General features: G+C 71.5%; 17 protein-coding genes. 7 read left to right on the plus strand and 10 right to left on the minus strand.

The genetic code is table 11. From position 1 onward, the window contains the following. Nucleotides 1-49 precede the first annotated feature (49 nt). The gene (locus ACFWYM_RS22135; protein ID WP_384839692.1) at nucleotides 50-325 is read right to left on the minus strand and encodes a GlsB/YeaQ/YmgE family stress response membrane protein; all 276 of its coding nucleotides are present in this window, start codon (nucleotides 323-325) and stop codon (nucleotides 50-52) included. A gap of 212 nt (nucleotides 326-537) precedes the next feature. Here ACFWYM_RS22135 and ACFWYM_RS22140 point away from each other — a divergent pair, with 212 nt between their 5' ends. The 3 genes from ACFWYM_RS22140 (at nucleotide 538) to ACFWYM_RS22150 (ending at nucleotide 1681) form a co-directional block, all read left to right on the plus strand. Further along, complete coding sequence (locus tag ACFWYM_RS22140; protein WP_384839696.1) at nucleotides 538-924, plus strand: DUF3099 domain-containing protein; 387 nt, start codon at nucleotides 538-540, stop codon at nucleotides 922-924. Nucleotides 925-1112: 188 nt separating this feature from the next. After that, on the plus strand, nucleotides 1113-1349 hold the full coding sequence (locus tag ACFWYM_RS22145; RefSeq protein WP_384839699.1) for a hypothetical protein: 237 nt from the start codon (nucleotides 1113-1115) through the stop codon (nucleotides 1347-1349). A 209-nt stretch (nucleotides 1350-1558) separates the two neighbouring features. Next, a complete protein-coding gene (locus tag ACFWYM_RS22150) occupies nucleotides 1559-1681 on the plus strand; it encodes a hypothetical protein (RefSeq protein WP_384839702.1) in 123 nt (40 codons plus the stop codon). A gap of 203 nt (nucleotides 1682-1884) precedes the next feature. On the opposite strand, the gene moaA is transcribed toward ACFWYM_RS22150, so the two are convergent. The 3 genes from moaA to ACFWYM_RS22165 form a co-directional block, all read right to left on the minus strand. Next, nucleotides 1885-2889 carry a GTP 3',8-cyclase MoaA gene (moaA, locus tag ACFWYM_RS22155; protein ID WP_384839705.1) on the minus strand — a complete coding sequence of 335 codons (1005 nt, stop codon included), beginning with the start codon at nucleotides 2887-2889 and terminating at the stop codon, nucleotides 1885-1887. A gap of 180 nt (nucleotides 2890-3069) precedes the next feature. Next, nucleotides 3070-4695, minus strand: coding sequence for a cation acetate symporter (locus ACFWYM_RS22160; RefSeq protein WP_384839708.1), 1626 nt, complete (start codon nucleotides 4693-4695; stop codon nucleotides 3070-3072). Then, a complete protein-coding gene (locus ACFWYM_RS22165) occupies nucleotides 4692-5063 on the minus strand; it encodes a DUF485 domain-containing protein (RefSeq protein WP_384839711.1) in 372 nt (123 codons plus the stop codon). The genes ACFWYM_RS22160 and ACFWYM_RS22165 overlap by 4 nt, the downstream gene beginning before the upstream one ends. Before the next feature lie 360 nt (nucleotides 5064-5423). Between ACFWYM_RS22165 and ACFWYM_RS22170 the strand changes: the two genes are divergently transcribed. From ACFWYM_RS22170 to ACFWYM_RS22185, 4 genes are all read left to right on the plus strand, one after another. Then, nucleotides 5424-6983, plus strand: a complete 1560-nt coding sequence (locus tag ACFWYM_RS22170) for a S8 family serine peptidase (RefSeq protein WP_384839714.1) — start codon at nucleotides 5424-5426, stop codon at nucleotides 6981-6983. Between the two features lie 14 nt (nucleotides 6984-6997). Then, the gene (locus ACFWYM_RS22175; RefSeq protein WP_384839717.1) at nucleotides 6998-8572 is read left to right on the plus strand and encodes a S8 family serine peptidase; all 1575 of its coding nucleotides are present in this window, start codon (nucleotides 6998-7000) and stop codon (nucleotides 8570-8572) included. 133 nt (nucleotides 8573-8705) lie between these two features. After that, nucleotides 8706-10112 (plus strand): CoA transferase, encoded by a 1407-nt coding sequence (locus tag ACFWYM_RS22180; RefSeq protein ID WP_384839720.1) that lies wholly within the window; start codon nucleotides 8706-8708, stop codon nucleotides 10110-10112. Between the two features lie 81 nt (nucleotides 10113-10193). Next, entirely contained in the window at nucleotides 10194-11249 is a 1056-nt protein-coding gene (locus ACFWYM_RS22185) for a CopD family protein (protein ID WP_384839723.1), read from the plus strand. Between the two features lie 62 nt (nucleotides 11250-11311). Here ACFWYM_RS22185 and ACFWYM_RS22190 read toward each other — a convergent pair whose 3' ends face one another. The 6 genes from ACFWYM_RS22190 to ACFWYM_RS22215 all read right to left on the minus strand — a co-directional run bounded on the left by ACFWYM_RS22190 (nucleotide 11312) and on the right by ACFWYM_RS22215 (nucleotide 17464). Further along, nucleotides 11312-12355 (minus strand): zinc-dependent alcohol dehydrogenase family protein, encoded by a 1044-nt coding sequence (locus ACFWYM_RS22190; RefSeq protein ID WP_384839726.1) that lies wholly within the window; start codon nucleotides 12353-12355, stop codon nucleotides 11312-11314. Between the two features lie 21 nt (nucleotides 12356-12376). After that, a complete protein-coding gene (locus ACFWYM_RS22195) occupies nucleotides 12377-13099 on the minus strand; it encodes a lysoplasmalogenase (RefSeq protein WP_384840032.1) in 723 nt (240 codons plus the stop codon). Nucleotides 13100-13122: 23 nt separating this feature from the next. Next, the gene (locus ACFWYM_RS22200) at nucleotides 13123-14016 is read right to left on the minus strand and encodes a sterol desaturase family protein (RefSeq protein ID WP_384839729.1); all 894 of its coding nucleotides are present in this window, start codon (nucleotides 14014-14016) and stop codon (nucleotides 13123-13125) included. A gap of 147 nt (nucleotides 14017-14163) precedes the next feature. Continuing rightward, nucleotides 14164-14898 (minus strand): VIT family protein, encoded by a 735-nt coding sequence (locus ACFWYM_RS22205; RefSeq protein WP_384839732.1) that lies wholly within the window; start codon nucleotides 14896-14898, stop codon nucleotides 14164-14166. A gap of 47 nt (nucleotides 14899-14945) precedes the next feature. Next, nucleotides 14946-16172, minus strand: a complete 1227-nt coding sequence (locus tag ACFWYM_RS22210) for an amidohydrolase family protein (RefSeq protein ID WP_384839735.1) — start codon at nucleotides 16170-16172, stop codon at nucleotides 14946-14948. After that, nucleotides 16169-17464: an amidohydrolase family protein gene (locus tag ACFWYM_RS22215; RefSeq protein WP_384839738.1), complete on the minus strand. Its 1296-nt coding sequence runs from the start codon at nucleotides 17462-17464 to the stop codon at nucleotides 16169-16171. The genes ACFWYM_RS22210 and ACFWYM_RS22215 overlap by 4 nt, the downstream gene beginning before the upstream one ends. Nucleotides 17465-17468: the final 4 nt, after the last annotated feature.

Below are 17468 nucleotides of genomic sequence, written 5' to 3' on the forward strand. Positions count from 1 at the left end.
GCCGGTCATTGTGGACCGGCCCCGCTTCATGTGTGTCCGCCGCCGGCGCCTAGGCCGCCTGTCTGTCGCCCTTGATCGCCTTGTAGATCACGTCTCCGACACCGACGATGACGACGGCCGCCGCGAGCTGCAGCGCGTGCCGCCCCCAGTCGATGCCCTTGGTCTCGTTGATGCCGAACTTGGTGGCGAGCCAGTTGCCCAGGACTCCGCCGATGATGCCGAACACGGTGGTCAGCCAGAGCGGGCTGTGCTGCTTTCCGGGCAGGATCGCCTTGGCGATCAGCCCCAGCACGAGTCCCACGATGATCGCCCACAACCAGCCCATAGCTGCCTCCTCATACGGCTCGACATGAGCAGTACGCCCAGTTTCGACCCGTCCGCCATACGGCGCATGTCGGACACCGCCATACGTGGCACGGCGCAGCCACGTCGCCGAGGTCAGAGGTGCCCCGGTCTCGTAGGCGGCGGAGCCGCGGCGTAACGTGAGGGATGTCCGGGCCGGGGAGAGCTCGGCGACAGGGCAGGTGGTGGAACGTGATGCGGAAGCAGAGCAGCGCCGAGGTCTTCCGGATCACGGGGGCCAGGCAGGGGCTCGCGGACGATGTGCGCGGCAGGCAGCGCCGGTACGTGATCTCCATGTCCGTCCGTACGGTTTCGGTCATTGCGGCGGCCGTGCTGTGGAACGTGGAGCGTCATGTCGCCCTGGTCGCACTGGTGCTCGGCATCTTCCTGCCGTACGTCTCCGTGGTGATCGCCAACGCGGGCCGGGAGAACGCGCCCTCGCTGCCGTCGACCTTCGTACCGGCGCCGTCGCGGCCGATGCTCGCGGCGCCGTCACCGAGCGCGGCCGCGGAACCCGTCCCGGAGGATGCCGCGGGCGCCCCGCGCGAGGAGCGCGGCGCTTCCGCGCCGGAGCAGGGCTGACCGTCGACGATGCGCCAAGCTCAAAGAAAGCTCAGATCAATCATGTAGTTCCGGTGCCAGGCACCGGGTCCCCCATGACATACTTCGTACGCGCTCCGCATCCCCCGTCGGAGCGACAGACCGACGCCGGGCAGCTCCCCCCGTGGCTGCTCGGCGTCGCCTTGTTTTGAACGCACTTGGATGTACGTGTGAGTGACGAAATCCCGATCTGTTCGGCCAAGGGCTGCCGCGCCGCCGCGGTGTGGGTACTGGCTTGGAACAACCCGAAGATTCACACCCCGGAGCGCCGCAAGACGTGGCTCGCATGTGAGGAACACCGCGAGCACCTCTCCCAATTCCTGGGCGTGCGCGGAATGTTGAAGGAAGTGGTGACTCTCGAGGAGTGGGAGTCCCGCGACGGCGGTGGCCCGGACGCGGAGCGCTGAGCGACCGGACACGGAGCGCTGAGCGGACCGCCCCGTACGCCAACTACCCACCCTCCAGGGGCTATTGGGCCGCTCTGACCTGCCGCCAAGCTCAAGAAAAGCTCAGATCAATCATGTAGTTCCGGTGCCAGGCACCGGGTCCCCCGTGACATACTTCGAGCGCTCCGCGTCCCCCGCCGGAGCGGCGACAGCCGAAGGGGGGTGAACAAATGAATGATCGTCAGCGGAAGCCGCGCAAGCGGTGGACCGGCCCCGAGAAGTGGCAGGTCTCCATCGGATTGCTCGGCTTACTCGTAGCGATCACCGGATGTGTGGGGCAGTACGTCCAGTAGGGCGCCCACGCACGGCACGGCCGCAACGACCGTCGCTGCACACGCAGCGAGCCCGGTCGAGTCTTGGGCGACCGGGCTCGTGAACTACTGCGCGGAGGGCCTCACTCTTGCCGGAGTCGGGGCCTTCCGTCGTGACCGGCGACGGCCGCTCACAACGCTGGGAATACTACAGCGCGCGGCACGTCCCCGTTAAGTTATAAGGGTCATCCGCCGATCGCCGACATCGGCCTCTCCGGCTGCAGGAACGACGGGTCGTCCAGGCCCGAGCCTGCCTTCTTGCCCCACATCGCGAGCTTCCAGATGCGGGCGATCTCCTCGTCCGCCGCCTGGGTGTCGGGGGACTCGGTGCGCAGGGCCACTCGCAGGTCCGTCTCCTCCGTGGCGAACAGGCAGGTGCGGACCTGGCCGTCGGCGGTGAGGCGGGTGCGGTCGCAGGCCGCGCAGAAGGGGCGGGTCACGGAGGCGATGACGCCGACGCGGTGCGGGCCGCCGTCCACGATCCAGCGCTCGGCGGGGGCGGAGCCGCGCTCGCCCGCGCCCTCCTCCGTGAGCTCGAAGCGGGTGCGGAGCGAGGTCAGGATGTCACCGGCGGTGATCATGCCGTCGCGCTTCCAGCCGTGCTGGGCGTCCAGGGGCATCTGCTCGATGAAGCGGAGCTCGTAGTCGTGCTCCACGGCCCAGGCGAGGAGGTCGGGGGCCTCGTCCTCGTTCAGCCCCGGCATCAGGACCGTGTTGACCTTGACCGGGGTGAGTCCCGCGTCGCGGGCGGCCTCGAGGCCCTCCAGGACGTCCTTGTGGCGGTCGCGGCGGGTGAGGGTCTTGAAGACGTCGGGGCGGAGGGTGTCCAGGGAGACGTTGACCCGGTCGAGCCCGGCGGCCTTGAGGGCCTTCGCGGTGCGCTTGAGTCCGATGCCGTTCGTCGTCAGGGACATCTTGGGGCGGGGCTCCAGCTGGGCGCAGCGCTCGACGATGCCGACGAGGCCGGGGCGCAGCAGGGGCTCGCCGCCGGTGAAGCGGACTTCCCTGATGCCGAGGCGGGTGACGGCGATGCGGACGAGGCGGACGATCTCGTCGTCCGTCAGCAGGTCCGGCTTGGCCAGCCACTGGAGGCCCTCTTCGGGCATGCAGTACGTGCAGCGGAGATTGCACCGATCGGTCAGTGAGACCCGCAGATCGGTGGCCACTCGGCCGTAGGTGTCGATGAGCACGTTGGGCCCCCTCCCCTGTTCCGGATCAGTAGTTCGGCTCTGCATCTTCGAGCCTACGTGACGGCACTGACACGAGCAGGGGCCCGATCCCACGAGGAGCGCGCGGGCCGTGTCGTAGAGATCTACGACTCTCTACGACACGGCCTCTGACGTGCGCGGATCCGGTCAGCTGCGGTTCACTCAGTGCGCCCCGGTGCCGGTGAGCGAGCGCACCTCCAGCTCGGCGTACTTGCCCTTGTCCGGCTCCTCCTTCGAGAGCATCGTGCCGAGCCAGCCGAGCAGGAAGCCGACCGGGATCGAGATGATGCCGGGGTTCTCCAGCGGGAACCAGTGGAAGTCGACGCCCTTGAACATCGACGACTTCGGGTTGCCGGAGACGACCGGGGAGAAGAGGACCAGGAAGACCGCCGTGAACAGGCCGCCGTAGATCGACCACAGCGCGCCCTGGGTGGTGAAGCGCTTCCAGAAGAGGCTGTAGAGGATCGTCGGGAGGTTGGCGGAGGCGGCGACCGCGAAGGCGAGGGCCACCAGACCGGCCACGTTCATGTCGCGGGCGAGCGCGCCCAGGGCGATGGAGATGATGCCGATGACGACGGTGGCCCCGCGCGCGGCGCGCAGCTCCTCCTTCTCTGTCGCCTTGCCCTTCTTGATGACGTTCGCGTAGATGTCGTGCGCGAACGAGGAGGACGAGGCGAGGGTGAGGCCCGCGACAACCGCGAGGATCGTGGCGAAGGCGACCGCCGAGATGGTGGCGAGCAGGATGGCGCCCCAGTTGGAGTCGGTGCCTCCCAGGTGCAACGCCAGCAAGGGAGCCGCCGTGTTGCCCGCCGGGTTGGACTTGATGATCTCGTCGGGCTTGATGAGCGCGGCGGCGCCGAAGCCGAGCGCGATCGTCATCAGGTAGAACGCGCCGATGATGCCGATCGCCCAGTTCACGGACTTACGGGCGGCCTTGGCCGTCGGCACCGTGTAGAAGCGGATCAGGATGTGCGGCAGGCCCGCGGTGCCGAGGACCAGGGCGATGCCGAGCGAGATGAAGTCCAGCTTGCTGGTGCCCGTCTTGCCGTATTTGAGGCCGGGTTCGAGGAACTTGCTGCCCTGGCCGCTGTTGTCGGCCGCCGTGCCGAGCAGGTCCGAGATGTTGAAGTCGAACTTCAGCAGGACCAGGAAGGTCAGCAGCAGCGTGCCCGCGATGAGCAGGACGGCCTTGACCATCTGCACCCACGTGGTGCCCTTCATGCCGCCGATCGTCACGTACACGATCATCAGGACGCCGACGAGGGCGACGATGCCGACCTTGCCCGCGTCGCTCTTGATGCCGAGCAGCAGCGAGACGAGGACGCCCGCGCCCGCCATCTGCGCGAGCAGATAGAAGATCGAGACGACGATGGTGGAGGTGCCCGCCGCGGTGCGCACCGGGCGCTGGCGCATGCGGTACGCGAGGACGTCGCCCATCGTGTACCGGCCGGAGTTGCGCAGCGGTTCGGCGACCAGGAGCAGGGCCACCAGCCAGGCGACGAGGAAGCCGATCGAGTAGAGGAAGCCGTCGTACCCGAAGAGGGCGATGGCGCCCGCGATGCCGAGGAAGGATGCCGCCGACATGTAGTCGCCGGAGACGGCGAGGCCGTTCTGGAAGCCGGTGAACTGGCGGCCGCCCGCGTAGAAGTCGGCGGCGTCCTTGGTCTGGCGGCCCGCCCAGACGGTGATGACGAGGGTCGCGGCGACGAACACCGCGAACAGGGTGATGATCAGCGGCCGGTGCTCGCTGGCCTCGCCGGCGGCGACGAGGGTCATTGCGGGGCTCATGCGCCGCCCTCCATACGGGACTTGATGGCCTCGGCCTTGGGGTCGAGCTTGGTCGCGGCGTGCCGCGAGTACCACCAGGCGATGAGGAACGTGGTCAGGAACTGGGCGAGGCCGAGGACGAGGGCGACGTTGATGTTGCCGACGACCTTGGTGCCCATGAAGTCGCCCGCGTAGTTCGACAGCAGGACGTACACCAGGTACCAGGCGATGAAGGCGACGGTGAGCGGGAAGGCGAACGAGCGGTGGGCACGGCGCAGTTCACCGAACTCGGCGCTCTCCTGCACCGCGATGAACTCCTCCGTGGTCGGCCCTTGGGGAGCGGCGGGGGCCGGCCCGTCCGGGGGTGGTGGTGTTGCGTCGGTGGCCACGGAGTCTTCTCCTCGTGGTGCGGGTGTGATGGGGACGGACTTCTGGTCCATGTGTGCTCTCTTGCTCGAGTGGCTCGAACGTGCTCGAACCACCTGGGGAGTGACGAGGATCACGCGGACCGAGGATGGTGATGCTAAGGCCAAGGCGCGTGATCCGACAGGGGGTCGATGTTGCTTCTCGCGCTGCTCAACGCCGCGACGGCGCGCCCGGCGTCAGCCAACTCCACGGTTTCTTCAAGAAGTCGTTGCTGACCAGGGAGTTCGGGGGATAACTTCACCCTGAACCACCCGTCATGCACCTGACTGCCCGAGCACCAACTGTGTTCGGGCAGCTCCGTTTCCGGATGATGTGGAGATCCCATGGCTCATCTGCGTTCCAGACGCCGGCTCGCCCTGACCGTGCCGCTCGGCATGGCGCTCGCCGCCACGCTCGGCTTCGCGCCCGGCGCCGCGACAGCCGCCCCGGCGGGCGCTCCGGCGCGCGCGACGGCCGCGGACGCGGACGCCCCGAAGCTGGCGTACGTCGTCAACACCCGCCCGGATCACCGGACGGTGGAGTACGTGAAGAAGGCCATAGCCAAGGCGGACGGCACCGTCGTCGCCACGTACCCGAAGATCGGCGTCATCGTCGCGCACTCCGCGAACCCGGACTTCGGGAAGCGAATACGGGACGTGCGCGGTGTGCAGTCGGCGGGCGCGACGCGCACGGCGCCGCTGACGGCGGCGGGCACGACGCAGGACGGCGCCCCGGAGTACGTGTCGAAGGCGCGGGCGAAGGCCCTGAACGCCAAGTCCGCCGCGCAGGGCGGGGGTTCGGCCGCGGACGCCGAACCCATGGAAGCCGATCAGTGGGACCTGCGCGCGATAGGCGCCGACAAGGCCGCCGCGATCAACCCGGGCAGCAAGAAGGTGACCGTCGGCGTCATCGACACCGGCGTGGACGACACCCACCCCGACCTCGCCCCCAACTTCTCGCCCTCGCAGTCCGCGAGCTGTGTCGGCGGCAAGGCGGACACCTCGTCCGGCGCCTGGCGCCCGGCGAAGAAGGAGCACTACCACGGCACGCACGTGGCCGGTGAGATAGCCGCCGCCCGCAACGGGGTCGGCGTCGCGGGCGTGGCGCCCGGCGTGAAGGTCGCGGGCATCCGCGTGGCCGACCCGGCCACCGAGCTGTTCTACCCGGAGAGCGTGGTCTGCGCCTTCGTGTTCGCCGCCGACCACGGCGTCGAGGTCACCAACAGCAGCTACTACGTGGACCCGTGGCTCTACAACTGCATGGACGACCCGGACCAGCGGGCCATCGTCGACGCGGTGAACCGGGCCCAGCTGTACGCCCAGAAGAAGGGCACCCTGAACCTCGCCTCGGCGGGCAACTCCAACCACGACCTGGACTCCGACGCGATCGTCGACGACTCCAGCCCCGACGACTCGACCCCCGTCCCGCGCACCATCGACCCGCACAAGTGCTTTGACGTACCGACCCAGTTGCCGGGTGTCGCCACGATCAGCGCGACGGGTGTGAAGGGCGCGAAGTCGTACTACTCCAGCTACGGCAACGGCGTCGTGGACGTGGCGGCCCCGGGCGGCGACCGCAAGTACCAGATCCCGGACACCCCGTCGAAGAACGGCGGGATCCTCTCGACGATGCCGGGCGGCGAGTACGCCTACCTCCAGGGCACGTCGATGGCGTCCCCGCACGCGGCCGGGGTGGCCGCGCTGCTGAAGTCCACGCACCCCAAGGCGGGCCCGGCCCAGCTGCAGCGGATGCTCAAGTCCCAGGCGGACAACCCGGGTTGCCCGACCGCCCCGTACGACCCGGACGGCGACGGCAAGGTCGACGCGGTCTGCAAGGGCGACAAGAACAGGAACGGCTTCTACGGCTACGGGATCGTCGACGCGCTCGACGCCGTGAAGAAGTGAGGGGACTCCACACCATGACCGCACCTCTGGCGCGCTCCCGGCGCGCCCTGGCCCTCCCGCTCGGCGTCGCGGCCGTCGCGGCGCTCGCCCTGCTGCCCGGCTCGGCGTCGGCGCGGCCCGCGCTGCCGGACACCTCCGGCTCGGCCTCCGGTGCCTCAGCGGCCTCCGGGTCCCTCGGGGCGCAGGCCGCGGACGCCTCGTCGATGAGCTATGTCATCAACCTCCGCTCGAAGCACGGCAGTTCGCGGGAGGTGGAGAAGGCGGTCGCCAAGGCGGGCGGCACCGTCGTCATCGCGTACAAGCAGATAGGCGTGATCGTCGCGCACTCCGCGAACCCGGACTTCGCGAAGACGCTGCGGAAGGTCCGCGGGGTGGCCTCGGCGGGCGCCACACGCACCGCGCCGCTGTCCGCGCAGGCCGATGACGCGACCGACGCGGAGCGGACGCTGACCGCCGCCGAGGCGAGGAAGGCGGCCGGTGGCGCCAAGGCCGGCCAGGACGAACTCGAGCCGCTGCAGTGGGACCTGCCCGCGATCAAGGCGGACCAGGCGCACAAGGTCTCGCTGGGCAGCCGGGACGTCACCGTCGGCGTGCTCGACTCCGGCGTCGACGACACGCACCCGGACATCGCCCCGAACTTCGACCGCAAGGCGTCCGCGAGCTGCCTGGGCGGCGTGCCCACGCAGAAGGGCGACGCATGGCGTCCGGTGGCCAAGGAGAGCGACCACGGCATGCACGTGGCGGGCACCATCGCCGCCGCGAAGAACGGCACGGGCGTCACCGGTGTCGCGCCGGGCGTGAAGGTCGCGAGCCTGAAGGTGGCCGAGCCCGCCACCGGCATGTACTACACGGAGGCCGTGGTCTGCGGCTTCCTGTGGGCGGCCGACCACGGCGTGGACGTCACCAACTCCAGCTACTACACCGACCCGTGGCTCTTCAACTGCACGACGGACGCGGACCAGAAGGCCCTCGTCGACGCCGTGGGCCGGGCCACCCGGTACGCGGAGCGCAAGGGCGCCGTGAATGTGGCGGCGGCCGGTAACGCGGAGACGGACCTCGCCCAGGAGGAGCTCGTCGACGACTCCAGCCCCGACGACACGACGCCCACCAAGCGGACCATCAAGACCGCCGACTGCTTCGACATCCCCTCGCAGCTCCCGGGTGTCGTCACGGTCTCCGCGACCGGCGCGAAGGGCCTGAAGTCCTCGTACTCGAACTACGGCAAGGGCGTCGTCGACATCGCGGCCCCCGGCGGTGACTCCACGAAGTACCAGCCGCCGCAGGCCCCGGCGGTCAATGGCGGCATCCTGTCGACGCTGCCGGGCAACAAGTTCGGCTACAAGTCCGGCACTTCGATGGCCTCCCCGCACGTCGCGGGCGTCGCGGCCCTGGTCAAGTCGGCCCACCCGCACGCCTCGGCCCGCCAGGTGAAGGCCCTCCTGTACCGCGAGGCCGACGCCACCGAGTGCACCAACCCGTACGACATCGACGGCGACGGCAAGGTCGACGCGGTGTGCGAGGGCGGCAAGAACAAGAACGGCTTCTACGGGGTCGGCATGGCCGACGCCCTGGACGCCGTGCGCAAGTAGCTCACCTGATGTGCAAGTAGCCCACGGCGTGGGTGAGTCGGGCCGGGCGGCCATGGTCGCCCGGCCCTTCGCGAGAGCGGAGAACCCGCGCGACCGGCCGACACGGCACCGCGCCTGGCGGCATAGTGCTTGTATGACGCACTCAGCCATGTCCCCCCTCGACGGCACCCGTTCCCTCTGGACCGCCCTGGGCGGTGACCCCGCCCTGCCCGCGGATGTCTCGACCGTCGTACGGGACGGGGCGCTGCCCGCACGGCTGCCCGTCATGGAGCTGGCCCGGGCCTGCGTGGGGGCCTGCGCGCTCGCCGCCGCCGAGCTGACGGCGGTGCGCACCGGCCGGGACGCCGTGCCCCAGGTCCGGCTCGACGACGGGGCGGTGGCGACGGCCTTCGCCAGCGAGCGGCATCTCCTGGTGGACGGACGGGCGCCGGTGACCTTCGCGCCGCTGTCCCGGTTCTGGCGCACCGCGGACGGCTGGGTGCGCACCCACGCCAACTACCCGCACCACCGGGCGCGGTTGCTGGCCGCGCTCGGCCTGGGCGGGGACGACGCGCCGGTCGAGGTGGTGGCCGCCCGGATCGCGGAGCGCCCCGCCGTGGAGGTGGAGGACGCCGTGTACGCGGCCGGTGGCCTCGCCGTCGCGCTGCGCACCCCGAAGGAGTGGGTCGCGCATCCGCAGGGGGCCGCGGTGGCCGAGCGGCCGCTGGTGGTGCGGGAGCGGGTGGGCGAGGGGCCGGTGCGGGGGCTGTCCGTGCTCGACGGGGATCCTCTGCTGCCCGCCGCCGGGCTCCGCGTGCTCGACCTCACCCGCGTCATCGCGGGCCCCGTCGCGACCCGCACCCTCGCGCTGCTCGGCGCCGACGTCCTGCGGATCGACTCGCCCCGCCTGCCCGAACTCCCCGACCAGCACACGGACACCGGCTTCGGGAAGCGCTCCGCCGTGCTCGACCTCGAAGGGCGCGCGGACCGGCGTACGTTCGAGGAGCTCCTGGAGCGGGCCGACGTCGTGGTCACCGGCTACCGGCCGGGCGCCCTCGACCGGTTCGGGCTCGCTCCGCAGGCGCTGGCCGAGCGGCGGCCGGGCCTCGTGCTCGCCCGGCTCTCCGCGTGGGGCGACCACGGGCCGTGGGCGGGGCGGCGGGGCTTCGACAGCCTTGTGCAGGTGGCCACGGGCATCGCCACCGTGGAAGGGACCCCCGACCATCCGGGCGCGCTGCCCGCGCAGGCGCTCGACCACGGCACCGGGTATCTGCTGGCGGCCGCCGTGCTGCGCGCACTGACCGAGCGGGCCCAGAGCGGCGGCACGCACTCCGTACGCCTCGCGCTCGCGCGGACGGCGGGCCTCTTGACGGGCGGCCTCGGCACGCGGGCGTACGGAAGCACCGGCACCGTGTACGACCCCGCGCCCTGGCGCACCGAGACGGACAGTCCGCTGGGGCGGCTGCGGCACGCGCTGCCCCCGGTCTCCTTCACCGGCGGACCGGACAACTGGGCGTGCCCGCCGGGCCGTTGGGGCGCCGACGCACCCGAGTGGCACTGAGGCGGCGGCGCCGGGCGCAACGGCATTGCGCCAGTTGTTTGCCAGGACTTGCCCGTTGTGGGCACCCCTGGTGAAGATCTTGTGGTGAGTTCCATACGACCGTCAGCCGAACCCGGAGGCGAGGCGACCGCCGAAGCCGCCCCCGCGCGCCCCTCGACCCGCGGCACCCACCGCCGCCCGTCCTCGGGCACCGCCGTCGCCGTTCTCGTCCTGGTGGCGGTGGCCGCCCTGGTCCCGCTGCTCGGCCCCTCGATGGCGCTGCGCGGCACCGGGGAGGCCGAGGCGCCGGGCACGCCGGGCATCACGCTCCTGCGGGGCGTGCTGTTCGCCGCGCTCTGTGTGCAGCTGGGCGAGGTGTTCGCGACGCGGCTCGCCCGGCGGGTGCCGAGGGCGCCGCTGGAGCGGGCGCCGGAGGGCTGGGGGGCGTACGCGGCCTGGGCGGGGTTCGTGGCGGCGCTCGGGCTCGCCTCGGTGGTGGCGACCGGCAACCTCGTACCGCACAGCCTTTCGGACATGGATGTGGGCGGGCTCTACCAATCGCGGGACGGCCGGCTCGCCCTCCTGGAGGTCAACGCCTTCCTGGTGGCGGCCCTGTGCGGGCGTTCACGGCGCCCCTCGACGGCCGCCCTGCCGCTGGCCGCCGTGATCGTCGCGGAGGCCCTGCGCGCCCACCCGCCGGTGGAGGACAGCCCGCTCGTCGGCTCCGGACTCACCCTGGTGCATCTGACGAGCGGGGCGCTGTGGGCGGGCGGGCTCCTGTATGTGCTGCGGACGCTGCGCCGCTGGCGGCAGTCCGCCCCGGAGGCCGCCGCCGGGGTGCTCGGCCTGTACGCGCGCGTGGCCGCCGTCCTGTTCGCCGCGATCACCGCGACGGGCGTGTGCAGCTCGCTGCGCCGGATGCCGCCCGGCACGATCCTCGACCAGCTCACCGAGACGGCGTACGGGCGTGTGCTGGTGGCCAAGCTGCTGTTCGTGGTGGCCGTCGCGGTGCTCGCGGTGCTTGCCCGGCGGCGGCTGCGGGGCGGCGGCGACCGGCTCACCGCCTACTCCCCCGCGCGCGGCGAGGTGATCGCGCTCGGCGTGGTGGTGGCCGTGTCGGCGCTGCTCACGGCGGTGCCGCTGCCGATCCGCTGGTGAGCTGAACTCCCCCGCCGGGTCTGCCAGTCGGTTCTGTCAGTCGGCTCTGCCAGTCGGCTCTGTCAGTTGGTGACGAGGACCTTCAGGGCCGTGCGCTCGTCCATCGCCTTGTAGCCGTCCGGCACGCCCTCCAGGTCCACCGTCATGTCGAAGACGGGCGAGGGGTCGAGGGTGCCGTCGAGCACGTCGGGGAGCAGCTCCGGGATGTACGCCCGCACGGGCGCGACACCGCCGCGCAGCGCGATGTTCCGGTCGAACATGGCGCTCAGGTCGAGCCCGGTGCCGCTGCCGTGCGGGACGCCGACGAAGCCGATGGCGCCGCCGTCCCGGGTGACGTGCACGGCGGTGCGCATGGACTGCTCGGTGCCGACCGCCTCGACGACGGCGTGCGCGCCCTGTCCGCCGGTCAGTTCACGGACGGCCGCCACGGCCTCCTCGCCGCGCTCGGCGACGACGTCGGTGGCGCCGAAGCGGCGCGCGATGTCCGTACGGGCCTGGTGGCGGCCGAGCGCGATGATCCGCTCGGCGCCGAGGCGCCTGGCCGCGAGGACCGCGCACAGGCCGACCGCGCCGTCCCCGACGACCACCGTCGTGGCCCCGGGCCGCACCCCCGCGCCGAGCGCCGCGTGGTGCCCGGTGCCCAGCACGTCGGAGAGGCTGAGCAGCGCGGTCAGGAGCCGCTCGTCGGAGGCCGCCGCCGAGGGCAGCGTGACGAGGGTGCCGTCCGCGAAGGGGACCCGCACGGCCTCGCCCTGCCCGCCGTCGTAACCGGCCGAGCCCCAGAACCCGCCGTGCTCGCACGACGTCGTCAGGCCCTCGCGGCAGTAGTCGCACACCCCGTCGGACCACATGAAGGGCGCCACGACCAGGTCACCGCGCCGGACCCCGGAGACCTCGCCCCCGGTCTCCTCCACGATCCCGAGGAACTCGTGGCCGATGCGCTGCCCCGCCTGCCGCGCGGCCTCACCCCGGTACGCCCACAGGTCGCTGCCGCAGATGCAGGCCCGCAACACCCGCACCACCGCGTCGGTGGGCAGCTGGATCACGGGCTCGGGCACGTCCTCCACCCGCATGTCGTAGGGGGCGTGGATGGTGGTGGCGCGCATGGGGTGGTTCCTTTGTGCAGGTCAGGCGGTGGTGCTCGGGGTACTCCTGTCACGGTACGCCGGGGTCGGCAGGGCGCGCGCCCCGGCCGCCCCGAGGACGGCGCTCGCCAGCAGATACTGCGCCGCGAGATACGTGAGCATGATCCAGAGGTCCGGCCTGGGCGCCTGCGGCCACTCGGCGACGCCGGTCGCGATGAGCGTGTCCGACAGCAGGAAGAGCGCGCCCCCGGCCGCGGCCGTGAGCCCGAGCCTGCTCGCCCCGAAGGCCATCGCGGTGAGCAGCAGGCTGTACCCGGCGACGGGCCCGCGCATATCGGCGGGCAGGTCGGGCCAGAGCAGCGCGACGGTGGTGACGAGGGCCAGGGCGTACGCGGCGACGAGCAGGGCCCCGCGCGGGTTCGGGTGTGCGGTGCCGTGGCGGCGGAACAGGAGGAGGTAGCAGATGTGGCCGGCCGCGAAGGAGGCCATTCCGGCGAGGAAGGCGGGGTCCTTGTCGGACAGGAGCAGGGTGTCGCCGCCCCAGCCGAAGAGGAGGGCGGCGAGCAGGAGCCGTGGGGCGCCCTGGCCGGCCGCGTACGCCATGAGCAGGGGCATCAGCAGCGGCTTGAGTACGACGTGGCCGCCGTGCCAGCCTGCCGCGAGGCTTGCCAGGTCCCCTAGGGAGGCTACGGCGAAAGCCGTCAAAAGGGCGCCCGGCACGTGTGGTTGTGCCCACCCGTTCCGCCGTGCGGAACGCCTGCCCACAACGGTACGTGCGTTGCCGTCCGTCACGCCGCCGTCTCCGTGGCGCGCTCAGGCTGCTGTGAGGACGCGGGGCGGCTCTCCGTCGGCCCGGGCTGCCACCCCGGCCCCCCGAACACCCTCCCCGCCCGTTCCCGCCAACTCTCCGCCGCCTTCAGGTCCTTGGCGATCGAGACGTACTCGTGCGTGGCGACGCGCAGCGGGTTGTACGTGGAGATGTTCTTCGTCAGGCCGTACACGGGGCGCTCGGTCTCGGCGACCCAGGAGCCGAACATCCGGTCCCAGATGATCAGGATGCCGCCGAAGTTCCGGTCCAGGTAGCCGCCTTGGGAGGCGTGGTGGACGCGGTGGTGGGAGGGCGTGTTGAAGACGTACTCGAAGGGGCGCCACATCTTGTCGATGCGTTCGGTGTGGATCCAGAACTGGTAGACGAGGTTGGCCGAGGAGCAGAAGGCGAGCGCCGCGGGGTGCACGCCGCAGGCGATGAGCGGCAGGTAGAACGGCCAGACCGTGAGGCTCGTCCAGGGCTGGCGCAGCGCCGTCGTGAGGTTGAACTTGCGGCTGGAGTGGTGCACCACGTGGCAGGCCCACAGGATGCGGATGACGTGGTGGCCGCGGTGGGACCAGTAGTAGAAGAAGTCCTGCGCGAGCAGCATCAGCGGGACGGTCCACCACAGGACCGGCACGTGCAGCGGCGTCAGCGCGTACACCGCCGAGTAGATCGCGACGATCGGGATCTTCCACAGAAAGTCGAAGACGAGGCTGCCGAGGCCCATGGTGATGCTGGTGGCGGCGTCCTTCGTCTCGTACCCGGCGGCGTCCTCGTCGGGATGGATCCGATGGCTGACGATCTCGACGATCGTGAGCAGCACGAAGGCAGGTATGGACCACAGCACGACATCGGGCAGGTTCGGCGGCATGCGTGCACCGTAGAACGGGTGGTGGGTCGCCGCTAGGGGTTGTTACCGACAAGTATTACCGGGGGTACGAGGGGAGTTGTTGGCGATCTCCGCCAAAGGCCCGCCCGCAAACCTTTGGCACACATGCGGCTTCGCGGGCCCCCGCGTTCACACCCCGACCGCCCCGAGCAGCGTCCCCGCCCCGTACGTCACGGCCATCGCGAGCGCCCCGCCCGCCATGTTCCGCACCACGGCGGGGCCCACCGCCGCCGAGCCGAGGCGCGCGCTGGACCAGCCGGTGAGGGCGAGGGCGGCGAGGACGGAGAGCACCGTGACGGGCAGCCGCCAGTCGGCGGGCGGCAGCACGATGGCGAGGAGCGGAAGCAGCGCGCCGCAGGTGAAGGCGACGAAGCTGGCCGCCGCCGCGTGCCAGGGGTTGGTGAGGTCGTCGGGGTCGATGCCGAGCTCCACGCGCGCGTGGGCGCGCAGCGCGTCCCGCTCGGTGAGCTCGCGGGCGGCCTCGCGGGCCACCTCGCCGCTGAGCCCGCGCTGCTCCAACAGCTCGGTCAGTTCGGCCAGTTCGGCCTCGGGCTGCTCGCGCAGCTCCCGCTTCTCCAGGGCGAGCGCGGCCTTCTCCGAGTCGCGCTGGGTGGAGACCGAGACGTACTCGCCCGCGGCCATGGACATGGACCCGGCGAGCAGCCCGGCGAGGCCCGCCGTCAGGAGCGTGCCGCGGTCGTCGGTGGCGCCCGCGACACCCACGACGATGCCGGCCGTGGAGACCACGCCGTCGTTGGCGCCGAGCACGGCGGCCCGCAGCCAGTTGAGCCGGGCACCGAGCGCACCGCCGTGCGCCTCGTCGTGGGTGGGGGCCGATGGCGTCTCGCTTGGCTGGTCGCTCACCCGGGGAGGTTCTCATCCCGGGTGAGCGAACGCAGCCGGGCACGCCGTCACCAGACGCGCACCGACCCTCCCGCCGCGAACACAGGGCTGGTCGCGTCGGCAGGCGGCTCCTTGAGCGGCTCGGACAGCTCCGCCACGGTCGGGCCGACCGTGGCGGCCAGCGCGTCGAGGCGGTCCAGGTCGAAGCCGTAGACGCGGGCCGCGTTGCCGCCCACCATGGCGGCGACCTCCTCCTTGGGCAGGCCCGCGTAGGCGAAGCGGAGGCCCTCGCGGGAGTACGGGAAGGTGCCCTCGTCGTGCGGGTAGTCGCTGCCCCACATGACCTTGTCGAGGCCGATGCGGTCACGCAGGGCCGCCTCGTGCGGGCGCATGAAGCTCGCCCCGACGAAGCAGTTGTCCCGCCACACCTCGGAGGGCCCCTTGCCCATCGAAGAGGCGAGCCCCTGGCCGAACTTGGACTCGGCGGTGTCCGCCTTCGTCGCCGCCGCGACCAGCCGCCCGTGGTAGTAGTCCAGCATGTCGAGCACCCCCGGGATCCAGCCGGAGCCCTGCTCGGTCAGGACGAGCTTGAGGTCCGGGTGGCGCCGGAAGGCCCCGCCGAAGACGAGGTGCCACAGGGCGCGGTGGGAGAACCAGGTCGTCTCCACCATGAACACCGCGCGCGCGGCGGGCTCCTCGCCGAGCGGCGGCGAGGCCGAGCCCGCGTGGTGGTTGACGACCACGCCGCGCTCGGCGCAGGCGGTCCAGATCGGGTCGTACGTCTGCGAGTACAGCTCGGGCAGTCCCGAGCCGGGCGGGGTGCCGGGCAGCAGCAGACCGCCGGTGAGGCCCGCGTCGGCGGCCCAGTGGATCTCCTTGACGGCCTCCTCGACGTCGTTGAGGAGGATCTGGAAGACGCCCGCCCTGCGCCCCGGCGCCGCCGCGCAGAAGTCCGCGAGCCAGCGGTTGTGGGCGCGCAGCCCGGCCCAGCGCTGCTGGAACTCCTCGTGCGTGGGCGCGGGCGCCATCAGGGAGGCCGAGGGGAAGAACGGCGGGATGGTGTTGGGAAACACCACCTCGGCGACGATGCCGTCCTCCTCCATCTCGGCGAGGCGGCGCTCCGAGTTCCAGTTCTTGTCGGCCGTGTCGGCGAGGAGATCCTCGTACGGGTTGACGTAGGTGGCCGCCCACGCGTCGAAGGCGTCGTGGTGCCGGGACTCCAAGTAGGGCTTGTAGTCGAGGAGATCGGCGCCCGCGTGGCAGTCGGCCGAGATCACGGTGTAGCGCTCGCTCATGAGGTCACCCCTAGCGTCGGGAAGTCGTGGTCGGTCAGCCAGTGGCGGCCCACCTCGCGCGAGCGGGCCCAGGACGCCTCGACGGCCGCCTGGCCCGACGCGTCCGCGTCCTGGCCGAGTTCGGCGGGGGTCGGGCCGATGCGGGCGGCCAGCGGGGCCAGCTTCTCGGTGTCGAAGCCGAAGACCTCGGCGGCGGCGAGGCCCAGCATGCGCCGGGTCTCCGCGATCGGAATGTCGTGGAAGGTCTTCTTCAGCCACGCGCGCGTGTCGGGCCAGGTGCCTTCGGGGTGCGGGAAGTCGCTGCCCCAGAGGATGTTGTCGACGCCGATCTCGTAGCGCTGGGCGAGCTCGCGGCGCTTGGTGTTGGTGGCGCAGACGAAGACCTGCCGGTCCAGGTACTCGTGCGGGGCCCGCTTCAGCTCCGCGAACGGCGAGAGCTTCTTGCCGCCGTGCGCCCCCAGGTAGAGCCGGTCCATGAACCACAGGAGGTTCGGCAGCCACCAGCAACCGGACTCCGCCACCCCGAACTTGAGCCCCGGATGGCGCTCGAAGACCCCGGACCAGAGCAGGAACCACAGCGGCCGCGCGGGCCACCAGGTCACTTCGGAGACGTAGATCCCGAGGTGGTCGCCGTACTCGTGGCGCGGCGCCGCCCCGGAGTGGGTGACCAGGGGCATGGCGCACTCGGCGGCCGCGGCCCACACCGGGTCGTAACGGCGGTCGTGGTAGGGCGCCTTGTCGACCCACATGGAGGGGATCATCAGGGCGCCGAGCCCGGACTCCTTGGCCCGGTGTATCTCGGCGACGACCCGGTCGATCTCGCCGGTGACGGGCAACAGGGCGACGCCGCAGTGCCGTTCGGGGTGCTCGGACACGAACTCGGCGAGCCAGCGGTTGTGCGCCTGCGCGCCCGCCATGCCCAGCTCGGGGTCCTGGTCGCCGGAGAGGCCGAGGCCCACGCCGAAGGGCGCGGCGGTCTGGCTGTCGACGGCGTCCGCGTCGGGGAAGACGACCTCGGCGGCCACCCCGTCGCCGTCGAGCTCCTTGACGCGCTGTGCGGCGTCCCAACCGCCGCGCAGGCCCTCTTCGTTGTCGTTGAACCACTTCTCGGCGAAGGCGTCGTTGCGGATGCCGAGGCGCGTCGACTCCTCGCGGCGGGCCTGCGCCTGGCCGAGGAACTCGTCGAACTGGCGGTGGAAGCGGTGGTCGAGGTAGGGCCGGTACTCCTCGGTGGGGAGCCCGGCGTGGCAGTCGGAGGAGATGATCAGGTAGGGGTCGTTCTGTTCAGCCATCACA

This window comes from Streptomyces sp. NPDC059009, assembly GCF_042740175.1.
GTDB lineage: Bacteria > Actinomycetota > Actinomycetes > Streptomycetales > Streptomycetaceae > Streptomyces.

Coding starts and splice junctions, on each gene's coding strand:
- ACFWYM_RS22180 (WP_384839720.1), top strand. CDS start 8,706: ATGACGCACTCAGCCATGTCCCCCCTCGACGGCACCCGTTCCCTCTGG.
- ACFWYM_RS22160 (WP_384839708.1), bottom strand. CDS start 4,695: ATGAGCCCCGCAATGACCCTCGTCGCCGCCGGCGAGGCCAGCGAGCAC.
- ACFWYM_RS22200 (WP_384839729.1), bottom strand. CDS start 14,016: ATGCCGCCGAACCTGCCCGATGTCGTGCTGTGGTCCATACCTGCCTTC.
- ACFWYM_RS22215 (WP_384839738.1), bottom strand. CDS start 17,464: ATGGCTGAACAGAACGACCCCTACCTGATCATCTCCTCCGACTGCCAC.
- ACFWYM_RS22150 (WP_384839702.1), top strand. CDS start 1,559: ATGAATGATCGTCAGCGGAAGCCGCGCAAGCGGTGGACCGGCCCCGAG.
- ACFWYM_RS22175 (WP_384839717.1), top strand. CDS start 6,998: ATGACCGCACCTCTGGCGCGCTCCCGGCGCGCCCTGGCCCTCCCGCTC.
- ACFWYM_RS22210 (WP_384839735.1), bottom strand. CDS start 16,172: ATGAGCGAGCGCTACACCGTGATCTCGGCCGACTGCCACGCGGGCGCC.
- ACFWYM_RS22170 (WP_384839714.1), top strand. CDS start 5,424: ATGGCTCATCTGCGTTCCAGACGCCGGCTCGCCCTGACCGTGCCGCTC.
- ACFWYM_RS22190 (WP_384839726.1), bottom strand. CDS start 12,355: ATGCGCGCCACCACCATCCACGCCCCCTACGACATGCGGGTGGAGGAC.
- ACFWYM_RS22140 (WP_384839696.1), top strand. CDS start 538: ATGCGGAAGCAGAGCAGCGCCGAGGTCTTCCGGATCACGGGGGCCAGG.
- ACFWYM_RS22135 (WP_384839692.1), bottom strand. CDS start 325: ATGGGCTGGTTGTGGGCGATCATCGTGGGACTCGTGCTGGGGCTGATC.